The 18,413-nt window shown below is 43.8% G+C and carries 15 protein-coding genes and 3 pseudogenes; 10 read left to right on the top strand and 8 right to left on the bottom strand.

Annotation, left to right across the window (positions count from 1 at the left end; genetic code table 11):
- Positions 1-20: 20 nt before the first annotated feature.
- From ectB to SU60_RS19885, 3 genes are all read left to right on the top strand, one after another.
- The gene (gene ectB, locus SU60_RS19895) at positions 21-1,286 is read left to right on the top strand and encodes a diaminobutyrate--2-oxoglutarate transaminase (protein ID WP_041157045.1); all 1,266 of its coding nucleotides are present in this window, start codon (positions 21-23) and stop codon (positions 1,284-1,286) included.
- A complete protein-coding gene (locus SU60_RS19890) occupies positions 1,280-1,687 on the top strand; it encodes an ectoine synthase (RefSeq protein ID WP_041157044.1) in 408 nt (135 codons plus the stop codon). The genes ectB and SU60_RS19890 overlap by 7 nt, the downstream gene beginning before the upstream one ends.
- A gap of 93 nt (positions 1,688-1,780) precedes the next feature.
- Complete coding sequence (locus SU60_RS19885) at positions 1,781-3,220, top strand: aspartate kinase (protein WP_041157043.1); 1,440 nt, start codon at positions 1,781-1,783, stop codon at positions 3,218-3,220.
- A 203-nt stretch (positions 3,221-3,423) separates the two neighbouring features.
- Here the strand turns inward: SU60_RS19885 and SU60_RS19880 are convergent, their stop codons facing one another.
- The gene (locus SU60_RS19880) at positions 3,424-3,921 is read right to left on the bottom strand and encodes a fasciclin domain-containing protein (RefSeq protein ID WP_041157042.1); all 498 of its coding nucleotides are present in this window, start codon (positions 3,919-3,921) and stop codon (positions 3,424-3,426) included.
- A gap of 137 nt (positions 3,922-4,058) precedes the next feature.
- On the opposite strand from SU60_RS19880, the gene SU60_RS19875 reads away from it, so the two are divergent.
- From SU60_RS19875 to SU60_RS19855, 5 genes are all read left to right on the top strand, one after another.
- On the top strand, positions 4,059-4,649 hold the full coding sequence (locus SU60_RS19875; RefSeq protein ID WP_041157041.1) for a DJ-1/PfpI family protein: 591 nt from the start codon (positions 4,059-4,061) through the stop codon (positions 4,647-4,649).
- 39 nt (positions 4,650-4,688) lie between these two features.
- On the top strand, positions 4,689-5,384 hold the full coding sequence (locus SU60_RS19870) for an aspartate/glutamate racemase family protein (protein WP_041157040.1): 696 nt from the start codon (positions 4,689-4,691) through the stop codon (positions 5,382-5,384).
- 9 nt (positions 5,385-5,393) lie between these two features.
- Positions 5,394-5,831, top strand: a complete 438-nt coding sequence (locus SU60_RS19865; protein ID WP_041157039.1) for a GNAT family N-acetyltransferase — start codon at positions 5,394-5,396, stop codon at positions 5,829-5,831.
- 135 nt (positions 5,832-5,966) lie between these two features.
- On the top strand, positions 5,967-6,296 hold the full coding sequence (locus SU60_RS19860; protein ID WP_041157038.1) for a zinc ribbon domain-containing protein YjdM: 330 nt from the start codon (positions 5,967-5,969) through the stop codon (positions 6,294-6,296).
- Positions 6,297-6,353: 57 nt separating this feature from the next.
- On the top strand, positions 6,354-6,749 hold the full coding sequence (locus SU60_RS19855) for an ACT domain-containing protein (RefSeq protein WP_041157037.1): 396 nt from the start codon (positions 6,354-6,356) through the stop codon (positions 6,747-6,749).
- On the opposite strand, the pseudogene SU60_RS19850 reads toward SU60_RS19855, so the two are convergent.
- The 5 genes and pseudogenes from SU60_RS19850 to SU60_RS19830 all read right to left on the bottom strand — a co-directional run bounded on the left by SU60_RS19850 (position 6,746) and on the right by SU60_RS19830 (position 11,921).
- Positions 6,746-7,866, bottom strand: a pseudogene (locus SU60_RS19850) (ABC transporter permease). The gene SU60_RS19855 and the pseudogene SU60_RS19850 sit on opposite strands and share 4 nt — an antisense overlap.
- Positions 7,863-9,028, bottom strand: a pseudogene (locus SU60_RS19845) (ABC transporter permease). Before SU60_RS19845 ends, SU60_RS19850 begins: the two co-directional pseudogenes overlap by 4 nt.
- A 22-nt stretch (positions 9,029-9,050) precedes the next feature.
- On the bottom strand, positions 9,051-10,034 hold the full coding sequence (locus SU60_RS19840) for an HlyD family secretion protein (RefSeq protein ID WP_041157036.1): 984 nt from the start codon (positions 10,032-10,034) through the stop codon (positions 9,051-9,053).
- 3 nt (positions 10,035-10,037) lie between these two features.
- Positions 10,038-11,452 (bottom strand): annotated as a pseudogene (locus tag SU60_RS19835) (TolC family protein).
- A 241-nt stretch (positions 11,453-11,693) separates the two neighbouring features.
- Complete coding sequence (locus tag SU60_RS19830) at positions 11,694-11,921, bottom strand: hypothetical protein (RefSeq protein ID WP_041157035.1); 228 nt, start codon at positions 11,919-11,921, stop codon at positions 11,694-11,696.
- Positions 11,922-12,363: 442 nt separating this feature from the next.
- Between SU60_RS19830 and SU60_RS19825 the strand changes: the two genes are divergently transcribed.
- The gene (locus SU60_RS19825; protein ID WP_041157034.1) at positions 12,364-13,983 is read left to right on the top strand and encodes an ATP-binding protein; all 1,620 of its coding nucleotides are present in this window, start codon (positions 12,364-12,366) and stop codon (positions 13,981-13,983) included.
- Positions 13,980-14,666 carry a response regulator gene (locus tag SU60_RS19820; protein ID WP_041157033.1) on the top strand — a complete coding sequence of 229 codons (687 nt, stop codon included), beginning with the start codon at positions 13,980-13,982 and terminating at the stop codon, positions 14,664-14,666. Before SU60_RS19825 ends, SU60_RS19820 begins: the two co-directional genes overlap by 4 nt.
- 125 nt (positions 14,667-14,791) lie before the next feature.
- Here the strand turns inward: SU60_RS19820 and SU60_RS19815 are convergent, their stop codons facing one another.
- Together SU60_RS19815 and SU60_RS19810 are read right to left on the bottom strand one after the other, a co-directional pair.
- The gene (locus SU60_RS19815) at positions 14,792-16,927 is read right to left on the bottom strand and encodes a TonB-dependent siderophore receptor (protein ID WP_041157032.1); all 2,136 of its coding nucleotides are present in this window, start codon (positions 16,925-16,927) and stop codon (positions 14,792-14,794) included.
- 140 nt (positions 16,928-17,067) lie between these two features.
- Entirely contained in the window at positions 17,068-17,988 is a 921-nt protein-coding gene (locus tag SU60_RS19810; RefSeq protein WP_041157031.1) for an AraC family transcriptional regulator, read from the bottom strand.
- Between the last annotated feature and the right edge of the window lie 425 nt (positions 17,989-18,413).

The following is an 18,413-nucleotide window of genomic DNA, read 5'->3' as shown; positions in this document are numbered from 1 at the left end:
GAATCAAAAACGGTCTTATCATGGATATTTTTAAAAAGCAGGAATCTAACGTACGCTCTTATTCAAATAATTTCCCAGTTGTATTTCGTAAAGCGAAAGGCTGCTGGCTAGAAACAGAACAAGGTGAGCGCTACTTAGACTTCCTAGCTGGCGCAGGATCTCTTAACTACGGACACAATAACCCTGTACTCAAGCAAGCTCTGCTCGAATACATCGAAATGGATGGTATTACTCACGGTTTAGACATGCATTCAGAAGCGAAAGCTGGTTTTCTTGAAGCCTTAAACCGCTACATCCTTGAACCAAGAAAGTTGGACTACAAAGTTCAATTTACCGGTCCAACGGGTACCAACGCAGTAGAAGCTGCTCTAAAACTGGCGAAGAAAGTGACTGGTCGTTCTAGCGTAGTTGCATTCACAAACGGTTTCCATGGCTGTACTGCTGGCGCGCTTGCTGCGACAGGTAACCAGCATCATAGACAGGGTAATGGTTCTAGCTTGCATAACGTTACGCGTCTGCCATATGAAGGATATGCGGGAGTTGATGGTTTGGCTCTGTTTGAGACGATGCTAAACGACAATTCTGCCGGTATGGATAAACCTGCTGCTGTTCTTCTAGAAACGGTGCAAGGTGAGGGCGGCTTAAATGCGGCGTCTAACGAGTGGCTACAACGATTAAGCAAAATCTGTAAAGCGAACGATATATTAGTGATTGTCGATGATATTCAAGCTGGTTGTGGCCGTACTGGTACATTCTTCAGCTTTGAACCATCGGGCATTAAACCGGATATCGTCACTCTGTCTAAATCGATTGGTGGTTACGGACTACCAATGGCGGTTGTATTGCTTAAGCCAGAGCTTGACCAGTGGAAACCTGGTGAGCATAACGGTACGTTCCGTGGCAACAACCACGCGTTTGTGACTGCAGCGAAAGCGCTAGAAATTTACTGGGCAAACGACGACTTTGAAACGCATATTAAACAGTGTTCTGAACGTGTGAGTGAAGTCATTCAGCGTTGTGTGAAGCGCTACCCACAAATGTTCGTCCAAGAAAAAGGGCGTGGCATGATGATCGGCATTGAATGTGTGAATGGTGATATGTCTGCTGAAATTACCAAGGCGTGTTTTGATAACGGCATGGTGATTGAGACCGCTGGACCAGACGATGAGATTGTGAAGTTCTTCTGTCCACTGACGATCAGCGAGTCAGAGCTGGATCAAGGACTCAGCATTTTTGAAAGTGCAGTAGAAACAACTGTTGCAAAACACTTCAAACAAGCATCTTAAAAGGATTTTTAAATTATGATCGTAAGAATCTTGAAGAGTGTCAAAACAGTGAACGACGCGTTGTATCAGATAACTGGGAAAGCGTCCGTATGTTGTTGAAAGATGACAACATGGGTTTTTCTTTCCACATTACGACGATTTACGAAGGTACTGAAACACATATTCATTACCAAAATCACCTAGAGTCTGTTTACTGTATGAGTGGTGAAGGTGAGATTGAAGTTGTGGGTGGTGAAACGTATCCAATCAAACCTGGTACGCTATACATCTTAGATAAACACGATGAACATTACTTACGCGCTTATAAAAATAAAGAAATGGTAATGGCGTGTGTATTTAACCCACCGATCACTGGCGCTGAAGTACACGACGAAAATGGCGTATATCCACTCGTTGACTAAGCATCAATGACTTAATGTGAGGCGTTTAAACGCCTCACACATCAAATCTCTTTTCTTTTTTTTTTTAAAGTTACCAATCAAAAAAGGTATATCATGACTTTTACCGTAGAAAAAATCGGCGGTACATCAATGACGGCATTTGACGCCGTTTTAGACAATATTATTCTTCGTCCCAAAACACCTTATAACCGAATCTTCGTTGTTTCGGCTTACGGTGGTATGACTGATGCGCTATTAGAATGTAAAAAAACGAGCAAAGCCGGTGTATACCAACTGGTTGCTAAGCGCGATGACAGCTGGGAAGAGGCTCTAGCGTACGTTGAAAATCGTATGCTACTGACTAACGAAAACATTTTTGCTGATCCAATGAATCGTATGCGAGCAGATAAGTTTATTCGCTCACGCATTTCGGAAGCGAAAAACTGTATTGCCAATATTCTTGAGACATGCCAATACGGTCAATTTTCATTGCGCCAGTATTTGCCTCAAATTCGTGAATTTCTCTCTTCGATCGGTGAAGCACACAGTGCATACAACACCACATTGAAGCTCAAAAATATGGGTATCAACGCTCGCTTTGTTGATTTATCTGGCTGGGATACGCAAGAGCCAATCAGCTTAGACGATTCAATTCGCGACGCGTTTTCAGATATCGATGTGTCAAAAGAGCTACCGATCGTAACAGGATATGCTTACTGTAAAGAAGGGCTAATGCACACTTATGACCGTGGTTATAGTGAGATGACATTTAGCCGTGTTGCTGCGATTACGCAGGCTGACTTAGCGATTATTCATAAAGAGTACCACTTGAGCTCTGCTGACCCACGTGTTGTCGGACCTGAAAAAGTGTTGCCTATTGGTAGTACAAACTATGATGTAGCGGATCAGCTCGCTAACTTAGGCATGGAGGCGATTCACCCTAATGCCGCGGCAGGCTTACGTGAAAGTGGTATCGAACTGCAAATCAAAAACACCTTTGAACCTGAACATGAAGGCACTTTAATTTCTTCTGGTTATCGTCCGGAAGAAGACAAAGTTGAAATCATTGCGGGTAAAGAGAAAGTTTTTGCTTTGCACTTGTTCGACCAAGCAATGGTGGGCAAGGTTGATAACGTGAGTTATGAGTTGATGGAAATTATCTCAGACGCACGAGTCAGTTTGATCGGTAAAGAAATGAACGCAAACTCGATTACCTATTATTTGGGTGGTAGCGCAGACAGCTTGAATAAGGTTCTCTACAAAGCTGAAAAATGCTATCCAAAGGCGTCAATTAAAGGCCGTATGGTGGCATTGATTTCAGCAATTGGCTCTCAGATTGACACGAACAAAACCTTGGCGAAAGGCGTGTTATCTTTGATGAACAGTGGTGTTACTCCGGTTGCTCTTCACTCGTCATTACGCAACGTGAACGTTCAATTTGTGGTGAGTGATAAAGAATACCAACGTGCTATTTGTGCCTTACATGATGAGTTTTTCGAACCGTTGGAAAAGTCTGGTTCATTAGAAACGGAATCAATAGAAGACGTTGCTTAGGCTTGATTACCGACCTTAATGAAAACTATGTAAGCAATAAAAGAGTGATAAGTGACAGTCGATCAATAAACGTAAAAATCGATAAATATAAAAAGGGGCTTATGCCCCTTTTTTGCTTATGCCTCTTTTTGTTATAGTTTGACGCCCTATTGTTACAGTCCCGCCCTTGGGACCAACCTTTCAGTTCAAGGTGAGTGACAATCTTATTCAGGCATCAATACGGTATCAATGACGTGAATCACGCCGTTACTCGCTTTTACATCGGCAGCGACAACGTTGGCATCGTTTATCATCACCATATCGCCATCAACCGTGATTTTTACTTCACCTCCCTGTACGGTGTTTGCCGTATCCATTTTGACAACATCGGCCGCCATCACTTCTCCTGGTACAACATGATAAGTCAGAATGGCGACAAGCTTGTCTTTGTTTTCTGGTTTCAACAGTGTTTCAACTGTGCCTTCGGGAAGTTTAGCGAACGCTTCATCTGTAGGGGCAAATACGGTTAAGGGGCCATCGCCTTTCAATGTGTCGACCAAATCCGCCGCTTTTACTGCCGCGACGAGTGTAGTAAACGAACCATTTTCGATGGCAGTATCGACAATGTCTTTTTTCATACCATGATTGTGAGCATAGGCACTCAATGGCAAGACTAGTGTTGCAGCGAATAGATATGCTAGTGTGACGTATCGTTTAAACATGGTGATTTCCTTTTCTTGATGAGTTTTTAACATGGATCACCGTTTATTTACGTCCGTTTTGGCGGATCGATCATAAAGCAGTGTGAACGGCCAATTCTGTTTCAAGATTAATAGCGACCATAAAACATGGAGTGTTGATGAACATTGGAATTTATATTTACGACGACGCCGAGGTATTGGATTTTTCCGGTCCCTTTGAGGTGTTTAGTACCGCAAAGCGATTAGATAACAACGATTGGAACGTATTTTTGGTTTCTGAAAATTCGGCACCGGTTGTCGCGCGTGGTGGTTTTACTGTCTTGCCACATTACGCTATTGACGATCATCCGAATATTGATTTACTGGTCGTTGTTGGTGGTATCCATACAGAAGAAATGACAAAGCAAAATGTACTGAGTTGGATCAATTCGTCCGCTCAACACGCTGAACACGTCGCTTCCGTTTGTACTGGCGCGTTTTTATTGGCTAGCGCAGATTTGTTGAATGGGTTAACAGTGACAACGCATTGGGAGGATATTTCCGATTTGGCTCGTCGCTTTCCTGCATTAACGGTCATAGGAAACCAACGTTGGGTCAGTTCAGGGAAATATACAACATCGGCTGGTATCTCTGCTGGTATTGATATGAGTTTACATCTTGTTGCAAAGCTAGTTAGTGAAGGGTTAGCTAAAAAGGTGGCCCGTCAAATGGATTACCGTTGGCAGATTAACGCTAAAGATATTTGCTGAACAAGTACTTGTGGTTACTTGATTATAGAAGGACGATAGATGAAGACAATTGGATTACTCGGTGGGATGAGCTGGGAGTCAACGGCCAGTTACTATAAAGCGCTAAACGAAGGCGTTAAGTCTCGTCTCGGCGGATTACATTCAGCAAAGATCTGTCTATATAGCGTAGATTTTGCAGAAATAGAGCAACTACAACATCAAGGTAAATGGTCAGAAACAGGTGTGTTACTCTCAGATGCCGCAAAGTCCATAGAACGAGGCGGTGCGGATTTTTTAATGATTTGCACTAACACCATGCATAAAGTCGCACCAGAGATTGAGGCGCAGATATCTATTCCTATATTGCATATTGCTGATGCTACGGCACAAAGCCTAATTCGAGATGGCATCACAAAAGTAGGCCTGTTAGGGACGCGCTTCACAATGGAACAAGATTTTTACAAGGGAAGGATCTCTGAAAAGTTTGGAATCGAAGTTATTGTTCCTTCCAGCAGTGAACAATCGGTGGTTCACGAAGTTATTTATCAAGAGCTTTGCCAAGGTGTTATTAATGACGATTCACGAAAGCGCTATGTAGAAATCATTGGCAACTTACATGCTCAAGGCGCACAAGCGGTGATCTTAGGCTGTACTGAGATTGCACTATTGGTTAAGCAAAGCGATACCGATGTGCCTTTGTACGACACGACAGAAATTCATGCAGCGCATGGTGTGGAATGGGCATTAAATCGCTGAGAGGTTGCAATGAAAACTGTAATTGGAAATAGCCCAGAATTGATACAAAAGGCGCAAGCTATTCGTCATCAGGTGTTTACTGTTGAACAAAATATTCCTAAAGAGCTGGATTTAGATGGGTTAGATGAAGAGTCTGTTCATGCATTAGTTACTGAAAATGAGGCACTCGTTGCGACTGCTCGATTAACGATAACAGCAGAGAACTCTTCTGTTATGGCTCGAGTTGCGGTAACTAAAACCTATCGAGGAATGGGCATTGCGTCTAATGTTGTTCGGTCATTAATGGAGTACGCGAGAAATCACGGAATAAGTTCAATAGAAATTCATGCCCATGGCTATTTACGTGACTATTATGAACAGTTTGGTTTTGTGTTTATTCAAGATGTTGAAATCGTCGGAGAACATCAGTTAATCGAAATGCATTACCAATTTAACCATATCACGTAGTGGTTTTATCTCTAGTGTCTGTTATGTTAGGAGCATCTTGCAGATGCTCATTAACGGGATTTATTAGCACAGCCAAACTGAATATGTTCTAAAACTAGAATGTGTCTCTTAAATAGTAATTTAAAATAGGTAGTTATGTCTTTTCCTCCATGTCCAAACTGTCAATCAGAGTACGTTTATCAAGACCAAAACCATCTTATCTGTCCAGAATGTGGTCACGAGTGGGACCCTTCCGAAGTTGAAGAGGGGTTTAGCGTTAAAGACGCAAATGGTACTTTGTTAGCGGAAGGCGATAAAGTGACTCTCGCCAAAGACCTAAAGGTGAAAGGCAGCTCTCTTGTGTTAAAAATTGGTACCAAAGCGGTTATCAGACGTATTGTCGAAGGCAAAGACCATCAGCTCGATTGTAAAGTGGACGGTGCTGGTGAGATGATGGTCACCGCTAAATTCGTAAAGAAAGCTTAAGGCACTCAGTGCGATGTTAAATTTAGTGTTAAGTGTTTTGTTGTGGAGAGCAGTTGAATGGCAGGGATAACCCAGTTAGATGACTTATTAAAATCATTAAGTCCCCATTTATTGGAGCCAGAGTTCGTGTTTTGCTCTGTAACAGATGAGATAGCAGATTATGTATCATTTGATCCTGTTGCGACTTTTAAAGAAGCAGAAGGTTTAACACTTGTACTCGAAAAATCGGTAGCTTTGGATGCAGGGTTGGCGTTTGATGGAAGCTTCAAGCAGATTACATTAACGGTGCACTCCAGCCTTGACGCGGTAGGTTTAACGGCTGCGGTTGCCACCAAACTTGCGTCAAAAGGAATCAGTGCCAATGTGATCGCTGCTTTTTATCACGATCACATCTTTGTACCGTCCGCTAAGGCAGAGGATGCGATAGCCGCATTACGCGAGTTGAGCGTTTAAACTCTTCTCGCTCGCCAATACGCAATCCCACCCCATAACACAGTAAGCAACCACAGAGCGGTCCAATGGGTCGCAACTTGTTGCCATGTTGCGCCCATTTGATTAAGAGCAAGAAAGCCTTTGATAGCCCAAGTGCTTGGACTCAAATCTGCTATCCAAAGTAGGGGGCTTGGAATGGATTCCACTGGCCAAATGAAGCCTGCGAGGAAGACCAACGGCATGGAACTAACCAGCACAACCAGTGTGACCAGTTCTCGCGAGGTAATAGAGTGCCAAGCCAGAAACCTAATCCACAACTACTTAGCAGAAATGGTAACAGCAATGTCAGTAGCTCGCCGGCTTTGCCAATGTGATTGACATCTAAGCGTTCGAAACTTATACCAAAGTAATAGGCGCTGAGAACGTAATAAATGACAACGAAAACCAAGGTCCTGACCAACAACAAAGCAGGGATTGAGGCTTGTGACCAGTAGCCTTTTCCGAGACGTTGTGAACCGGTTTGTAAGCCCACTGCCATTATCAATGTTTGCTGTAAAATAAGGACAAACACAGCAGGAACAACGTAATCGATATAGCCCATTGTGGGGTTAAATGTCGGTTTCATATTGAGCTTAATTGCTGAGTTGTTATGGCTTGCTAGACTAAGGGGCGTGCCATCAATCAACATCTTACTCACTTTGACTTGCGCACCTAAGGTTCCGCCCGCTTTTGCTAACCCTTCTACAACAGTACCATAGACCAAAAAATACGAAGCATCCGCTGCATAGGCTAAGGTTGGGCTTTTCCCCAGCAGTAGATCTTTATAAAAGTGTTCGGGAATGACTAAGAACCCCGTGATATCACGCTTTAAGAACGCATATTTGGCATCCTCAATGGTGCTTAGCCTCGAAACGACGCTTACTTGAGGCGTTGCGTCTACCATTCGCTCTAGTTTAAAACTCGTTTGGCTACCATCGAGGTTAACGATGGCAATGGACTGTTCTCTTGGCGTTTGTTGCGTGTAAGGCAGTGGGTACAAGAACGAATAGAACACAACCCCACCAAAGACCGTTAAGGTCACCACTGGATTTGTCATTACCGAGCGGATTTCTGCCTTAATCAATTGCCAGAGCGTCATGCTATCTCCTCATGTTGGCGTTTATGAGTCGCGCTGCGGTGTTTGCCCATTAAAGCTACAGTGGTTAACAAAGGCACAATATACGCGCTCATTGGCCATAAGTGACTGAGGGATTGCGCTATTTGTGCACCATAGTTTGCTTGTTCTACTTGAATTTCGATGTAGTGACTGATGGGCAAGAACGAGCGCCAAAGCATGGCGAGTGTATTCATGTCTGATACAGGAAACGTGATGCCATAAAAGCAAAACTAGGTGCAGTAAATGCACCAGCAAAACTCATTGCTCGAGCTGGGTCCATTGTTAGAAAGAAAAACAACGCTCCCATGATGATACAGGCGATAACTGTGGCGAGTTGCGCCAAAACTAACACCAAAAAACTGCCCGCCATTGGCCAGTCAAGTAATCCATAGAACCAATACAAATACAGTGCACCTTGCACCATAAATACTGGAATGTATTGTCCTAAAATCATAAACGTTCGAGCGTAGGGTTGATTACCAAGAAACTCGAAACCATTTTTATGTCCGTAAATGCGAAAATTTGCGGCGAGAACCAGTATTGTACTGACCACGATACAAATCTGCCAAATCGCCGGCACGATAGCGGTTACGAGAAACTGTGCATAGTTGTTGTTCTGATTAAACAGGGCTGTGACTTGAGTGGATACTGCAACAGTGTTTCCAATCGCTGACAGTGCGGTTGTATTTCCTTTTGCAAGTCGATTCATGACTTCGAGTTGAGCGTCAAAATAGCCTTGAGCTTGTACAACTGCCGAGTTGATCAACTTAGCCACCAAAATATATTGGCTGTTATAAAATACCGAGAGTTGTGGCTGTCGGTGTTGCAGAATGTCTTGGTCGAACCTTGGCGGGATAACCGCGTATGCGTAGATTTTACCATTGATCATCGCATTTTTGGCTTCGCTTGCATCAGCATATGCATAGCGCACATCTAAGGCAGAAGAAGCGTCTAACGTTTGCGTGAGTTGACGTGACAGCTGCGAATGTTGCAGGTCCACGATCCCCATGGGCAAGTCACGGGCAATGCCTGATGAGAATACGCCCCAAATGATCAACGCAAGCAAAAGGGGGATACAAGTCAAACAGGATAACAGCCATTTATCGTGCTGTAAGACATGCCGCTGTGAAATATGAATTGTCATCGTCTCGACCGTATGAATATCGTTAAAGTTCAACAACGACGCTCATACCCATGCGCAACGTAGCATCGAGTTGCTGAGTGGGTCTTGCTTCGACTTCAAACGTTCTGAGGTCAAACCCTTGCGAGGCATCTGTCGCACGCCAAGTTGCAAAATCTCCCATTGCAGCCACGTGCGTGACTTTAAACTCAATGTTTTGGTCTAGTGCAGGCAAGTACGCCTCAAATGTCGAACCTTTTGAGAAGTACTTTAAAAGATCTTCACGGACATTCAGTGTGGCCCATGCATCTTTGGTGTCGATCACGGTAACGACAGGAAAGCCTTGCGGAGCCAGTTCTCCACTTTGTAGCAGTACTTGAGACACTTCACCGTCAAACCAGCTGTGTATTTGGGTGTCTTTCGCATACGCTTCCACCTCTGCTACAGCACCGGATGCCATACGTGCTTTCTCGGCTGCGGCTACTTTTGTTTCGCTTCGGGCGCCTTCTCTTGCCATTTCGTACATTTGAAAAGCGGCACTTTCCGTGTACTTTGCGGCTTGCCATTGAGTGAGCGCTTCATCGCGCTTTTGTTCCGCAACAACGCCATCTTCATACAAGTTATTGACTCGGTTATAGGTTTTTTCTCGTAAGTTGGCGGCGGCTTTTGCTTTCAACCATTGATCTTTGGCGGCCCGGATTTGTTGATCGCGAGCGCCGTTTTCTGCTTCTTGTGCGAGTGCGTCTGCCGCTTTTTCACCTGCTTTTGCTTGCTCCAATTTGGCCTCTATTTCTGGGCTATGAAGCGTAAAAATAAGTTGGCCTTTTTGAACCTCTTCGCCTTTACGCACAAGAACCTGGTCAATACGCCCCGGTACTTTCGATGAAATGCTGTATTGCTGTGCCTCAATCAAACCTTGAAGGCGAACTGGGCTTGGCTGATAGGCTTGGTAAAACTGATAGCCAACCCAAGAGGTAATACCCAAAGCACAAAGCGATAGTAAGACGGGTTTCAATGATTTTGTTGCCATACTTTATTGAACCTCTTTGGATTGAATAGCAGGAGAATAGGCGGTGTTTTGATATTGTTGGAAGCTGTTCATCTCGTTGCTGAGTGCCAACAGTTTGGTTAATGATACTAAGTAGCGGAAGCGTGCCGCTGAGATTTGTGTCTCTATACTCGCGACGTAAAGCTGAGCGTCGACAACATCCAGTGAAGAAGAAAGCCCTTGGGTAAACGCTTTTTCTCTGAGCCGTAAATTTTCGTTCGCTAAAGAGATGCTAGACTCCAGCCCTTTAACCTCATCGATTGCTTGTTGTGCTTCTAGGTAGGTCTTTTGAACCAATAAAGAGAGATCTTGCTTAGCTTGGGATTTCAAAGCATTGACTTGTGAAAGTACACTTTGTGCCGCTTTCACTTTTTCGCTTCGTCCAGACGATTCAATTAATGGCACGTTGACACCAACACCAACGAGCCAATCGGGTTTAAGCTGACTAGCAAGGGAGTCATCTTCATACAAGGTGTAATCACCGTATAAGTACACATCGGGATAATATTTGCCTTTTTCTGCTTTGAGTAAGCTGGTGGCTTGTTTGTGTTTGGCGTCGAGCAGAGCTAAACCAGGATAGGTCTGCAATGTCTGTTGTGTAAATGCGCTGAGAGGAGGGAGATGATCGTTTATGAACAACGACTCTGACGGTTCAACCACATCATTTACCGCAAGGAGTTTACCAAGGGCAGCTTGGGCAATGCTTAAGTCACTGGCCGCTTTCCGTCGTTCTACCGATGCTTTATCTAAAGACGCTTCTGCTTGAAGACGTTCAACTCGTGCTATTTGACCTTGTTCTTCGAGCTTTACCGCAAAGTCTCTGTGTTTCTTTAAGCCATTCTCGACCATTTCTCGTGTTGTTAACACTTCTTGCGCCAGTACAACAGAAAAATAATATTTTGATAAATCCTCAAAACGTGCCTGTTGCTCCATCTTAAGCTGGCTTTTCGCTTCTTCTGTTTTTCCTGCTGCTGCAGATTGCGCAGCAGAAATTCGACCACCAGTAAAGATTGGCCATATAGCTCGAATAGACGAAGAAAAAATATCTTGCTCGGTAATGGTTGACGTGGTGCTAGCAAGGCCACTAAAAATAGGCTGAAAAGCGGCAGGTATTGATAGGTTAGTGCCGGTGCTGTCCAGGATTTGCTTACCCGATAGTGTCACATCAGTGTCGAGGCGAGTGTAGTTTGCTCCAACAGTCACTTGAGGTAAGTTAAGGTTGCTGGTCGCCCCCTGTTGATACTGATAGTTTTCCACGTTGCTTGTTGCGCTTTCAGAGAAAAGTTGTTTTCTAATAGCACTTGCCATGCGTTGTCGAAAGTAATGCGTGAAGCGTAGCTAGCCGGAGAAAGGACACAAGTGATAAGGCCTAGTAGCCAAAATTTTCCAGTAAGTTTCATAATGGCTCTTATTGTAGAGTATTGGCTCTAATATAAAGCAATAAACATTGCGTGTTAAGTATTAACCGCGTTTATACAATCACAGAGTCGCGTAGAACTTTGAGACGTTCGCACGTTTGCGTTTATATGCACTTGTGTTTATACACTTTGCTTATGTGTTTATACACATTGTCTACAAAGGTACAAAACGTCTCATAATTCTTTAACTACCTACTTTACGGGATGTTACTTGTAGGTTGCATTATTTTTTGCAAGGGCAGTGAAACTCCGCTCTCCACTCCAGTTGTCGTGAGCCTCGTATAGTATTCAACAAGTCCTTACCGCTCATTTGAGGGAAGGACATCAGCACTTTAAAGTCTAATGTGCCTCCATCTTTTTTCTCATAAGCTCTTACATGAGTAAAAGTTGAATACATATTATCCGACAACATGGCCTTATTAAGGCAAATTCCCAAACTATCACGTTCCATTTTTGGTGTTCCTTATAACTATAAATACACCTCTGTTTATAGTTTTCAGTATGCAGGTGGTGTCTAAACATTTGTTATATAGTCAGTATTTTGAAGTTTTTTAGTTTATTAATTGAAATGACTGACAGGTATGTTGAGCTTGTTTTAGACTTCCGATTTCCACTGCTTTATCAAACGGCTCCTTTGGCTTATTTGAATAAAAAGTATACGCCTGAAAATCTAAAAATGCTTCAACATTCATCAAAAATATGACGTGACCGCACTCATGGATTTCGGTCCAATCAGTGTACTGAATAGAGGAAACGTTGCTCTACGAGTGGTGTTGGTCGAATCAGATACGCATATAACTCTTTACTCTTCACAAATTTATGATTTTGCGACAGCTTGACTGTTAGTTAAATGTTAAGTTTCACCTCGGAAGTTTAATGAAAAGGAACAACTCATGAGTTGGAGCACGATCAGCTTTAGAAAGCGTATGCTGATAATTATGACGCTCTCAGGGTTGATTGAGTTATTGGTGCTGGTTGCAGCCGGTGTCACCTATTTAAAAGTAAACCAAGAACAAGAAATGGGTGAGAAAGCGCTTGGCGTAGCCCGTTTCCTAGCGAGTTCATCGATTGTGCGTGAAATCGTACAAAGTCAAAACGGAGAGGCTTATCAGGCCCGATTTTTAGAGCTTACAGATGCTATCGGTGCTGCTTTTATTGTGATTGGAGATAAGGACGGTGTACGTCTGATTCACCCAGTCGAGGATCGCATCGGCAAGCCAATGAAAGGAGGAGACAACCGACGAGCTCTTGAAGAAGGCCTTTCTTATGTTTCGACGGCAAAGGGTTCGCTAGGGTTTTCTATTCGTGGTAAAGCGGCGGTCTTTGACTTGGAAGGGAATGTCATTGGTGTCGTGTCTGTAGGCTATTTGCTGGATAGGCTGCAAGATCGAATTGAACCGTTTTTAGCTTTTTTAATACTCATGGTTGTCATTGTGGTGGTCGCGAACGCACTGGTGTCAAACTATGCGTCTCGCAGATTTCAGCGCGCTATTTTGGGCTTTGAACCAGAGGAAATTGGTCGGCTGTATGGCGAATTAGAAGTGACCATGGGCACGATTAAAGAGGGAGTGCTAAGTATTGATTCACAAGGCGTACTACGTTCAATAAATCGCAGTGCGTGTCAGATCTTGGGAATAGAGCGAGACGCCGCACTCAATAAACCGCTTACCGATACGATTCCTGATAGTGATTTGTATACGGTATTAGAAACCGGACAAGAAGATCATGACATTGAGATATTCTTGAATCACAAGCGGTTGATTGCCAACCGTAGCCCTATCAATGTTGATGGTAAAATTGTTGGTGCCGTTTCGAGTTTTCGTTTGCGTGATGAAATCAACGAACTTACAGAACAATTGTCGCAAACCAAAGAGTATGCCGATCTCTTACGTTCTCAAACTCATGAGCATAGAAACAAACTCAACACCATTAGTGGCCTTGTACAAATGGGTGAGTTGGAAGAAGTGCAAAAGTTAATTGGGCAAGAAGCCGCTCACTACCAAGCCATGATCGAGTTTTTGAGAGATACGATCAAAGATCCTTTAATCGCTGGGATGCTACTGGGCAAAACAGAACGAGCGCGAGAGCTAGGATTGCAATTAGTAGTAGAGGAGGGAAGCCGTTTAGAACCATTGACTGAGTGGTTAAATGCAGAAGATCTCGTGACAATTTTGGGCAATCTCATTGATAACGCGTTTGATGCAACTATGACGGCGATTCGCGACGAACCGAACGTGGCGGCTGACCGCAGGAACATTGATGTTTCGATCAGCGATTATGGTAACGAAGTTATTCTAGAAGTAAGCGATCATGGTTGTGGTTTGCCTAGCGATATAGAGCCTCAAATGCTTTTCGAAAAAGGCATTTCAACGAAATCTCGGCATAACCGTGGCGTTGGTTTGCATTTGGTTAATCAACTCGCGATACGTTATCACGGCCACGTTGAGCTACTACCTAATTCACAACAAGGAACAATAATTACTGTGTATTTGCCGAAGGAAGAACAAGTATGAGTAACGCGACTCGAGTCATGATCATTGAGGATGATTTGGCAATTGCGGAGTTACATCATAAGTATCTAAGCCAACTTGATGGTTTGGATGTGGTAGGTATTGCAACGTCGCGTATGGAAGCAGAAATGCAGATTGACATCCTTAAACCGGACTTATTGTTGATGGATGTTTATCTTCCTGATGGAACGGGATTAGAAATTCTCAATACATTGCGTTCGAGTAACCTGACTTGCGATGTTATTTTAATTACTGCCGCGAGAGACGTGGATACCTTGCAACAAGCGATGCGAGGAGGCGTTGTAGACTATCTGCTCAAGCCCGTTATGTTTCCCCGTTTAGATGCTGCTCTTAAAAAATACATTGCTCAGCGTCAACAACTGGATGTAATGAAAAGTTTGGACCAAAACTTGGTCGACCAAATGCTACGCTCAAGCGATATGTCTGATAGTGCGGTTAAACGTTTACCAAAAGGGATTGACGGCGTAACCTTGGATAAAATTCGGGAGCTATTTACCGGCAGTGAATCACTGACAGCTGACGAAGCAGGCCTAAGAATTGGGGCAAGCAGAACAACAGCAAGACGATATCTGGAATACTTGATCAGTGCCGGTGAACTAGAGGCCGATTTAAACTATGGGACAGTAGGGCGCCCAGAAAGGTGCTATAAAAAAGTGATTCGTTGACACTCAAAACGGCCACTTCAAAAATAAAAGATGATGCAAAAGTAATACAAAACACAAAAAGCGGTGACGAGCTTTCGCCACCGCTTTTTTTGTGTGATAAGAGTGTTCACCTGCTCGTCGACCGACTAAAAGTTATACTCTAACCTCGCTTCAATCGAACGTTCTGCCCCAAACCAGCAGTTACTGCTGTCAAAACACGAGTAGTATTCTTTGTCGAACAGATTGCTCGCGGAGATGGTCACTTTCGCACCATCAAGGGATTGAGATGAAGAAGAAAAGTCATAGCTCGCGGCTAAATCGACCAGTGTATAATCTGGCACTTGATCGCTGTTTTGCGCATCGAGTTGTGTTTCTCCCACGTACCGGACACCGGCACTTGTGCGCAGGCCATTGAGTGTACCTTCGAAGAAGTAATTCGCCCATAAGGAAGCGCTTTGCTCTGGGACCCAAACTGGCACTTTTCCCTCTTGGTTGTAGTAGTTGTCCTTGGTTATTTCCATATCAATATAGCTGTATCCAAGTGTGACATCTGCTTGCGGTGTCGCTTGCCATTTTGTCTCGAGCTCCACACCCTTTGATATGACTTCACCTGCCTGATAATTGGGGGCATAAGGATCATTTGGATCCGTTAATATCGCGTTTTTCTTTGTAATATGGAATAACGCTAAGTTGGCAGACAGTGAACGGGTCATTGGTACATACTTCAACCCAAACTCCCACTGATGTCCAGTGGATGGTTCGAATGCAGTGCCATCGGCATTTGCTCCAGCAATTGGCTCAAAACTTTCCGAATACGTCAGATAAGGCGAAACTCCGACGTCCAGTTCGTATAAGCCACCGACGCGGAAGGAAATGTTGTTATCGTCAAGCTCTTCTTTACCATCTGATACCGATCCTAAGTAATCACTCTCTGTATCTGTTTCTGATTCGTATTTATCCCAACGAAGTCCCGCAATCATTATTAGCTTATTGAAACGCATTTGATCCTGAAAGTAGAGACCAATCTGTTTGGTACTAATATCGAGGTCTTGTTGGTAAGGGAAGTTGAGTGTCTCGCGGTTAATGCTGTTGTGATCGGGATTAAAAATATCCTGAGTCAGCGAGTAATCTAACGTGTCTTTGTATGTTACCTCTGAATCGAGCTGTTGGTAATCCAAGCCGAACAGTAGGTTATGTTCGAGACGACCAGTTGTAACGAGTCCTGAAAGTTGGTTGTCGATGACAAAAGACTTGGACGTTTCATCGGTCAGGTAGGCATTTCGACCAACCGTCCGGTTATCGGTGTTTAAGGCGTTGCTGTAGGTATTTTCTTGGTATGCGTCCGCAGCCATATAACGAGCATTTTGTAAAAACTGCCAGTTGCTGTTGAAATCATGCTGAATCTTATAGCCAAACATCAACACTTCGCGCTCATATGTGTTCCAGTTTTCATCCCCTAGATACGTATTTGGCGACATAGAACCCAAAGGGTTTTTAGCCACAGAGCCGGAGGCCGGAACCGTGGTATAAATCCCCGCTGATGGGTCGTTTTGATAGTAAAGGTTAACGTTGATGAGGGTGTCATCTGTTGCTTGCCAGTTCAGAGAGGGAGCAAGAACGTATCGCTCGTTTTCTGATGTATCAGCTTGACCATTGCGCTGCTTAGCTAGACCAACGATGCGGTAATCTACTTTGGACTCCCCAAGCTGTCCTGTGCTATCAAACGTCAGTTCTTTAAGGTTGTTTGTGCCTGTGGCGACTGATATTGAGTGCGCAGACTCGGATTGAGGTGCTTTGGCGATGATATTAACCATACCACCTGGTGGTATATTCCCGTAAAGGACAGACGTCGGTCCTTTAAACACGTCAATTTGTTCTAGTGCCACCGCATCAATTTGCGGTTGTAGGTTCCATCCGTTGTACAACAATGGCAGTCCATCATAGAAATTAGTGTAATTAATGAATCCGCGAATATTGAATAAATCGAGACGGCTTACCGCGCCACCACGCAACTCGGTATTCACTCCAGGGGCATAACGCAATGCTTCTCCAACGGAGCTGACCCCGCGCAAATCCATCTCATCCTTGGTTAAGGTTGTCATTGCTTGAGGCGTTTCGTAGGGTTCGAGTGCGGTCTTGGTGGCGGTATTTCGATATGTTTCACCCAGCACGGTTACGGTGTCGTACTTTGTGATGTCATCACTTGCGCTAACATGACTGGCAAGCATTGTTGATACCACTATTGCTACCAGAGACCGACGAAGTCGCGTTTGTTTATCCATAATTGTGTTTTCCACTACTGCTACTACTTTTTGTTGATAATGATTGTCATTTCTATTTTATAGAGAGTAATAATGAAAACTTAACAATTTGGTGCAAATCGCTCTTTATCTGATTCGAGTAACGAAGCGTGTAAATAAAATTAAGACTTGCCGCTGCATTGCAGTGATTTGATTGGAAGCCAGTAATGCATTTTCGCGCTGTCATCATTTAGCTTGTAGTTGCTCGGATAGACTTCTAGCTCATATCCATCAACGCCTCGATAGTTGGAGTTAGGGAGCCATTCGAGAATAAACCAAGTTAATGTGTTCGCTAGCTCAGAAACTTTACCTACATGCGTGATCACCGCATAGGTTTGATGAGGCACGACTAGAGTGTCTAAGTGAAGTTTTCCTAGCTGATCATTGTTTGCACCTTCGCTCAGTTCAAATCCTGCCCAGTATTCGAGTAGACCAGCATTGCAATTGGAGTTTACGACATCAATCACTCCAAGTGATGAGTGGGGCGCATCTATCCCTTTGCTCATGAGCGTATTCCAGACCGATGGAACCTTTTGATGGAAGTCGGGGGTTGGGGAGAGTAACCCGCGGATGGGCTGATGAATACCCGCGAGATGAAACGATGGTTTGGTTTCCACTTTCACTTCAATAAATTGTCCGCTGCGGTGTGAGCTCGTAGAGGACCGCTTTGCGGTTAACGGCTGTCGTAAGCCCGTCAATTGCTGCCTTTTACGGTATTCTCTAGGGCTGATTGAGAACATTTGCTTAAAAGCGCGGCTGAATGCAATTTCAGAAGTAAATCCAACGTCTATAGCAATGTCCAACGAGCGCTCGCGGCTGTGAATAAGCTTCTCTGCAGCGAGACTCAATTTTAGGGCTCTGACGTAAGACGCGACGGTCATTCCTGTATGCTGTTGGAAAACACGTTGCAATTGCCAACGTGACCAGCAGCTTTTTTGGGATATTTCATCAACGCTGAGTGGTGACTCTAGGTTGTGATGAATATAATCCAACAACTTTTGGATGCGATTAATTGCGTTCGTGTTAACAGTGCTCAGACTCATACATGGTTGTTATTGATGATCATAAGCTTTATTATCTAATATTGAGAATCATTATCAACAATGTTGAGTGGATTTTTTTCATGACTTATAAACAGCGTGACGATGTTGTCAGGGTGGCGGTTTTTTGTCCTGCTTGGGGTGCCGAGTTAAATGAGCTGCAAAGTAGGGGAAACTTTTTTTATAATTAAAATACAGTTGGTTATGTGAGTTTTTGTAACTTATTTAAACGTTTGCATTCTCAAAGTATTGATGTAAATCAAATTGTCGTGGACAATACTGTCCCGAATCGGACTCTACTCCTTTGAGCTAAAGGTTGTGCTCATAAACAATTATTGGCCTGAGTAAAGTTTACCTATTAGTGTAATAGGTAAGACCAATTTTCTATTTTGAGGTACCATTGATAGGTTGGTTTCCTCCTTTTTAGC

It is taken from the genome of Vibrio mytili, from assembly GCF_000830505.1.
Lineage (GTDB): Bacteria > Pseudomonadota > Gammaproteobacteria > Enterobacterales > Vibrionaceae > Vibrio > Vibrio mytili.
This window is presented reverse-complemented; position numbering and strand designations above follow the sequence as displayed.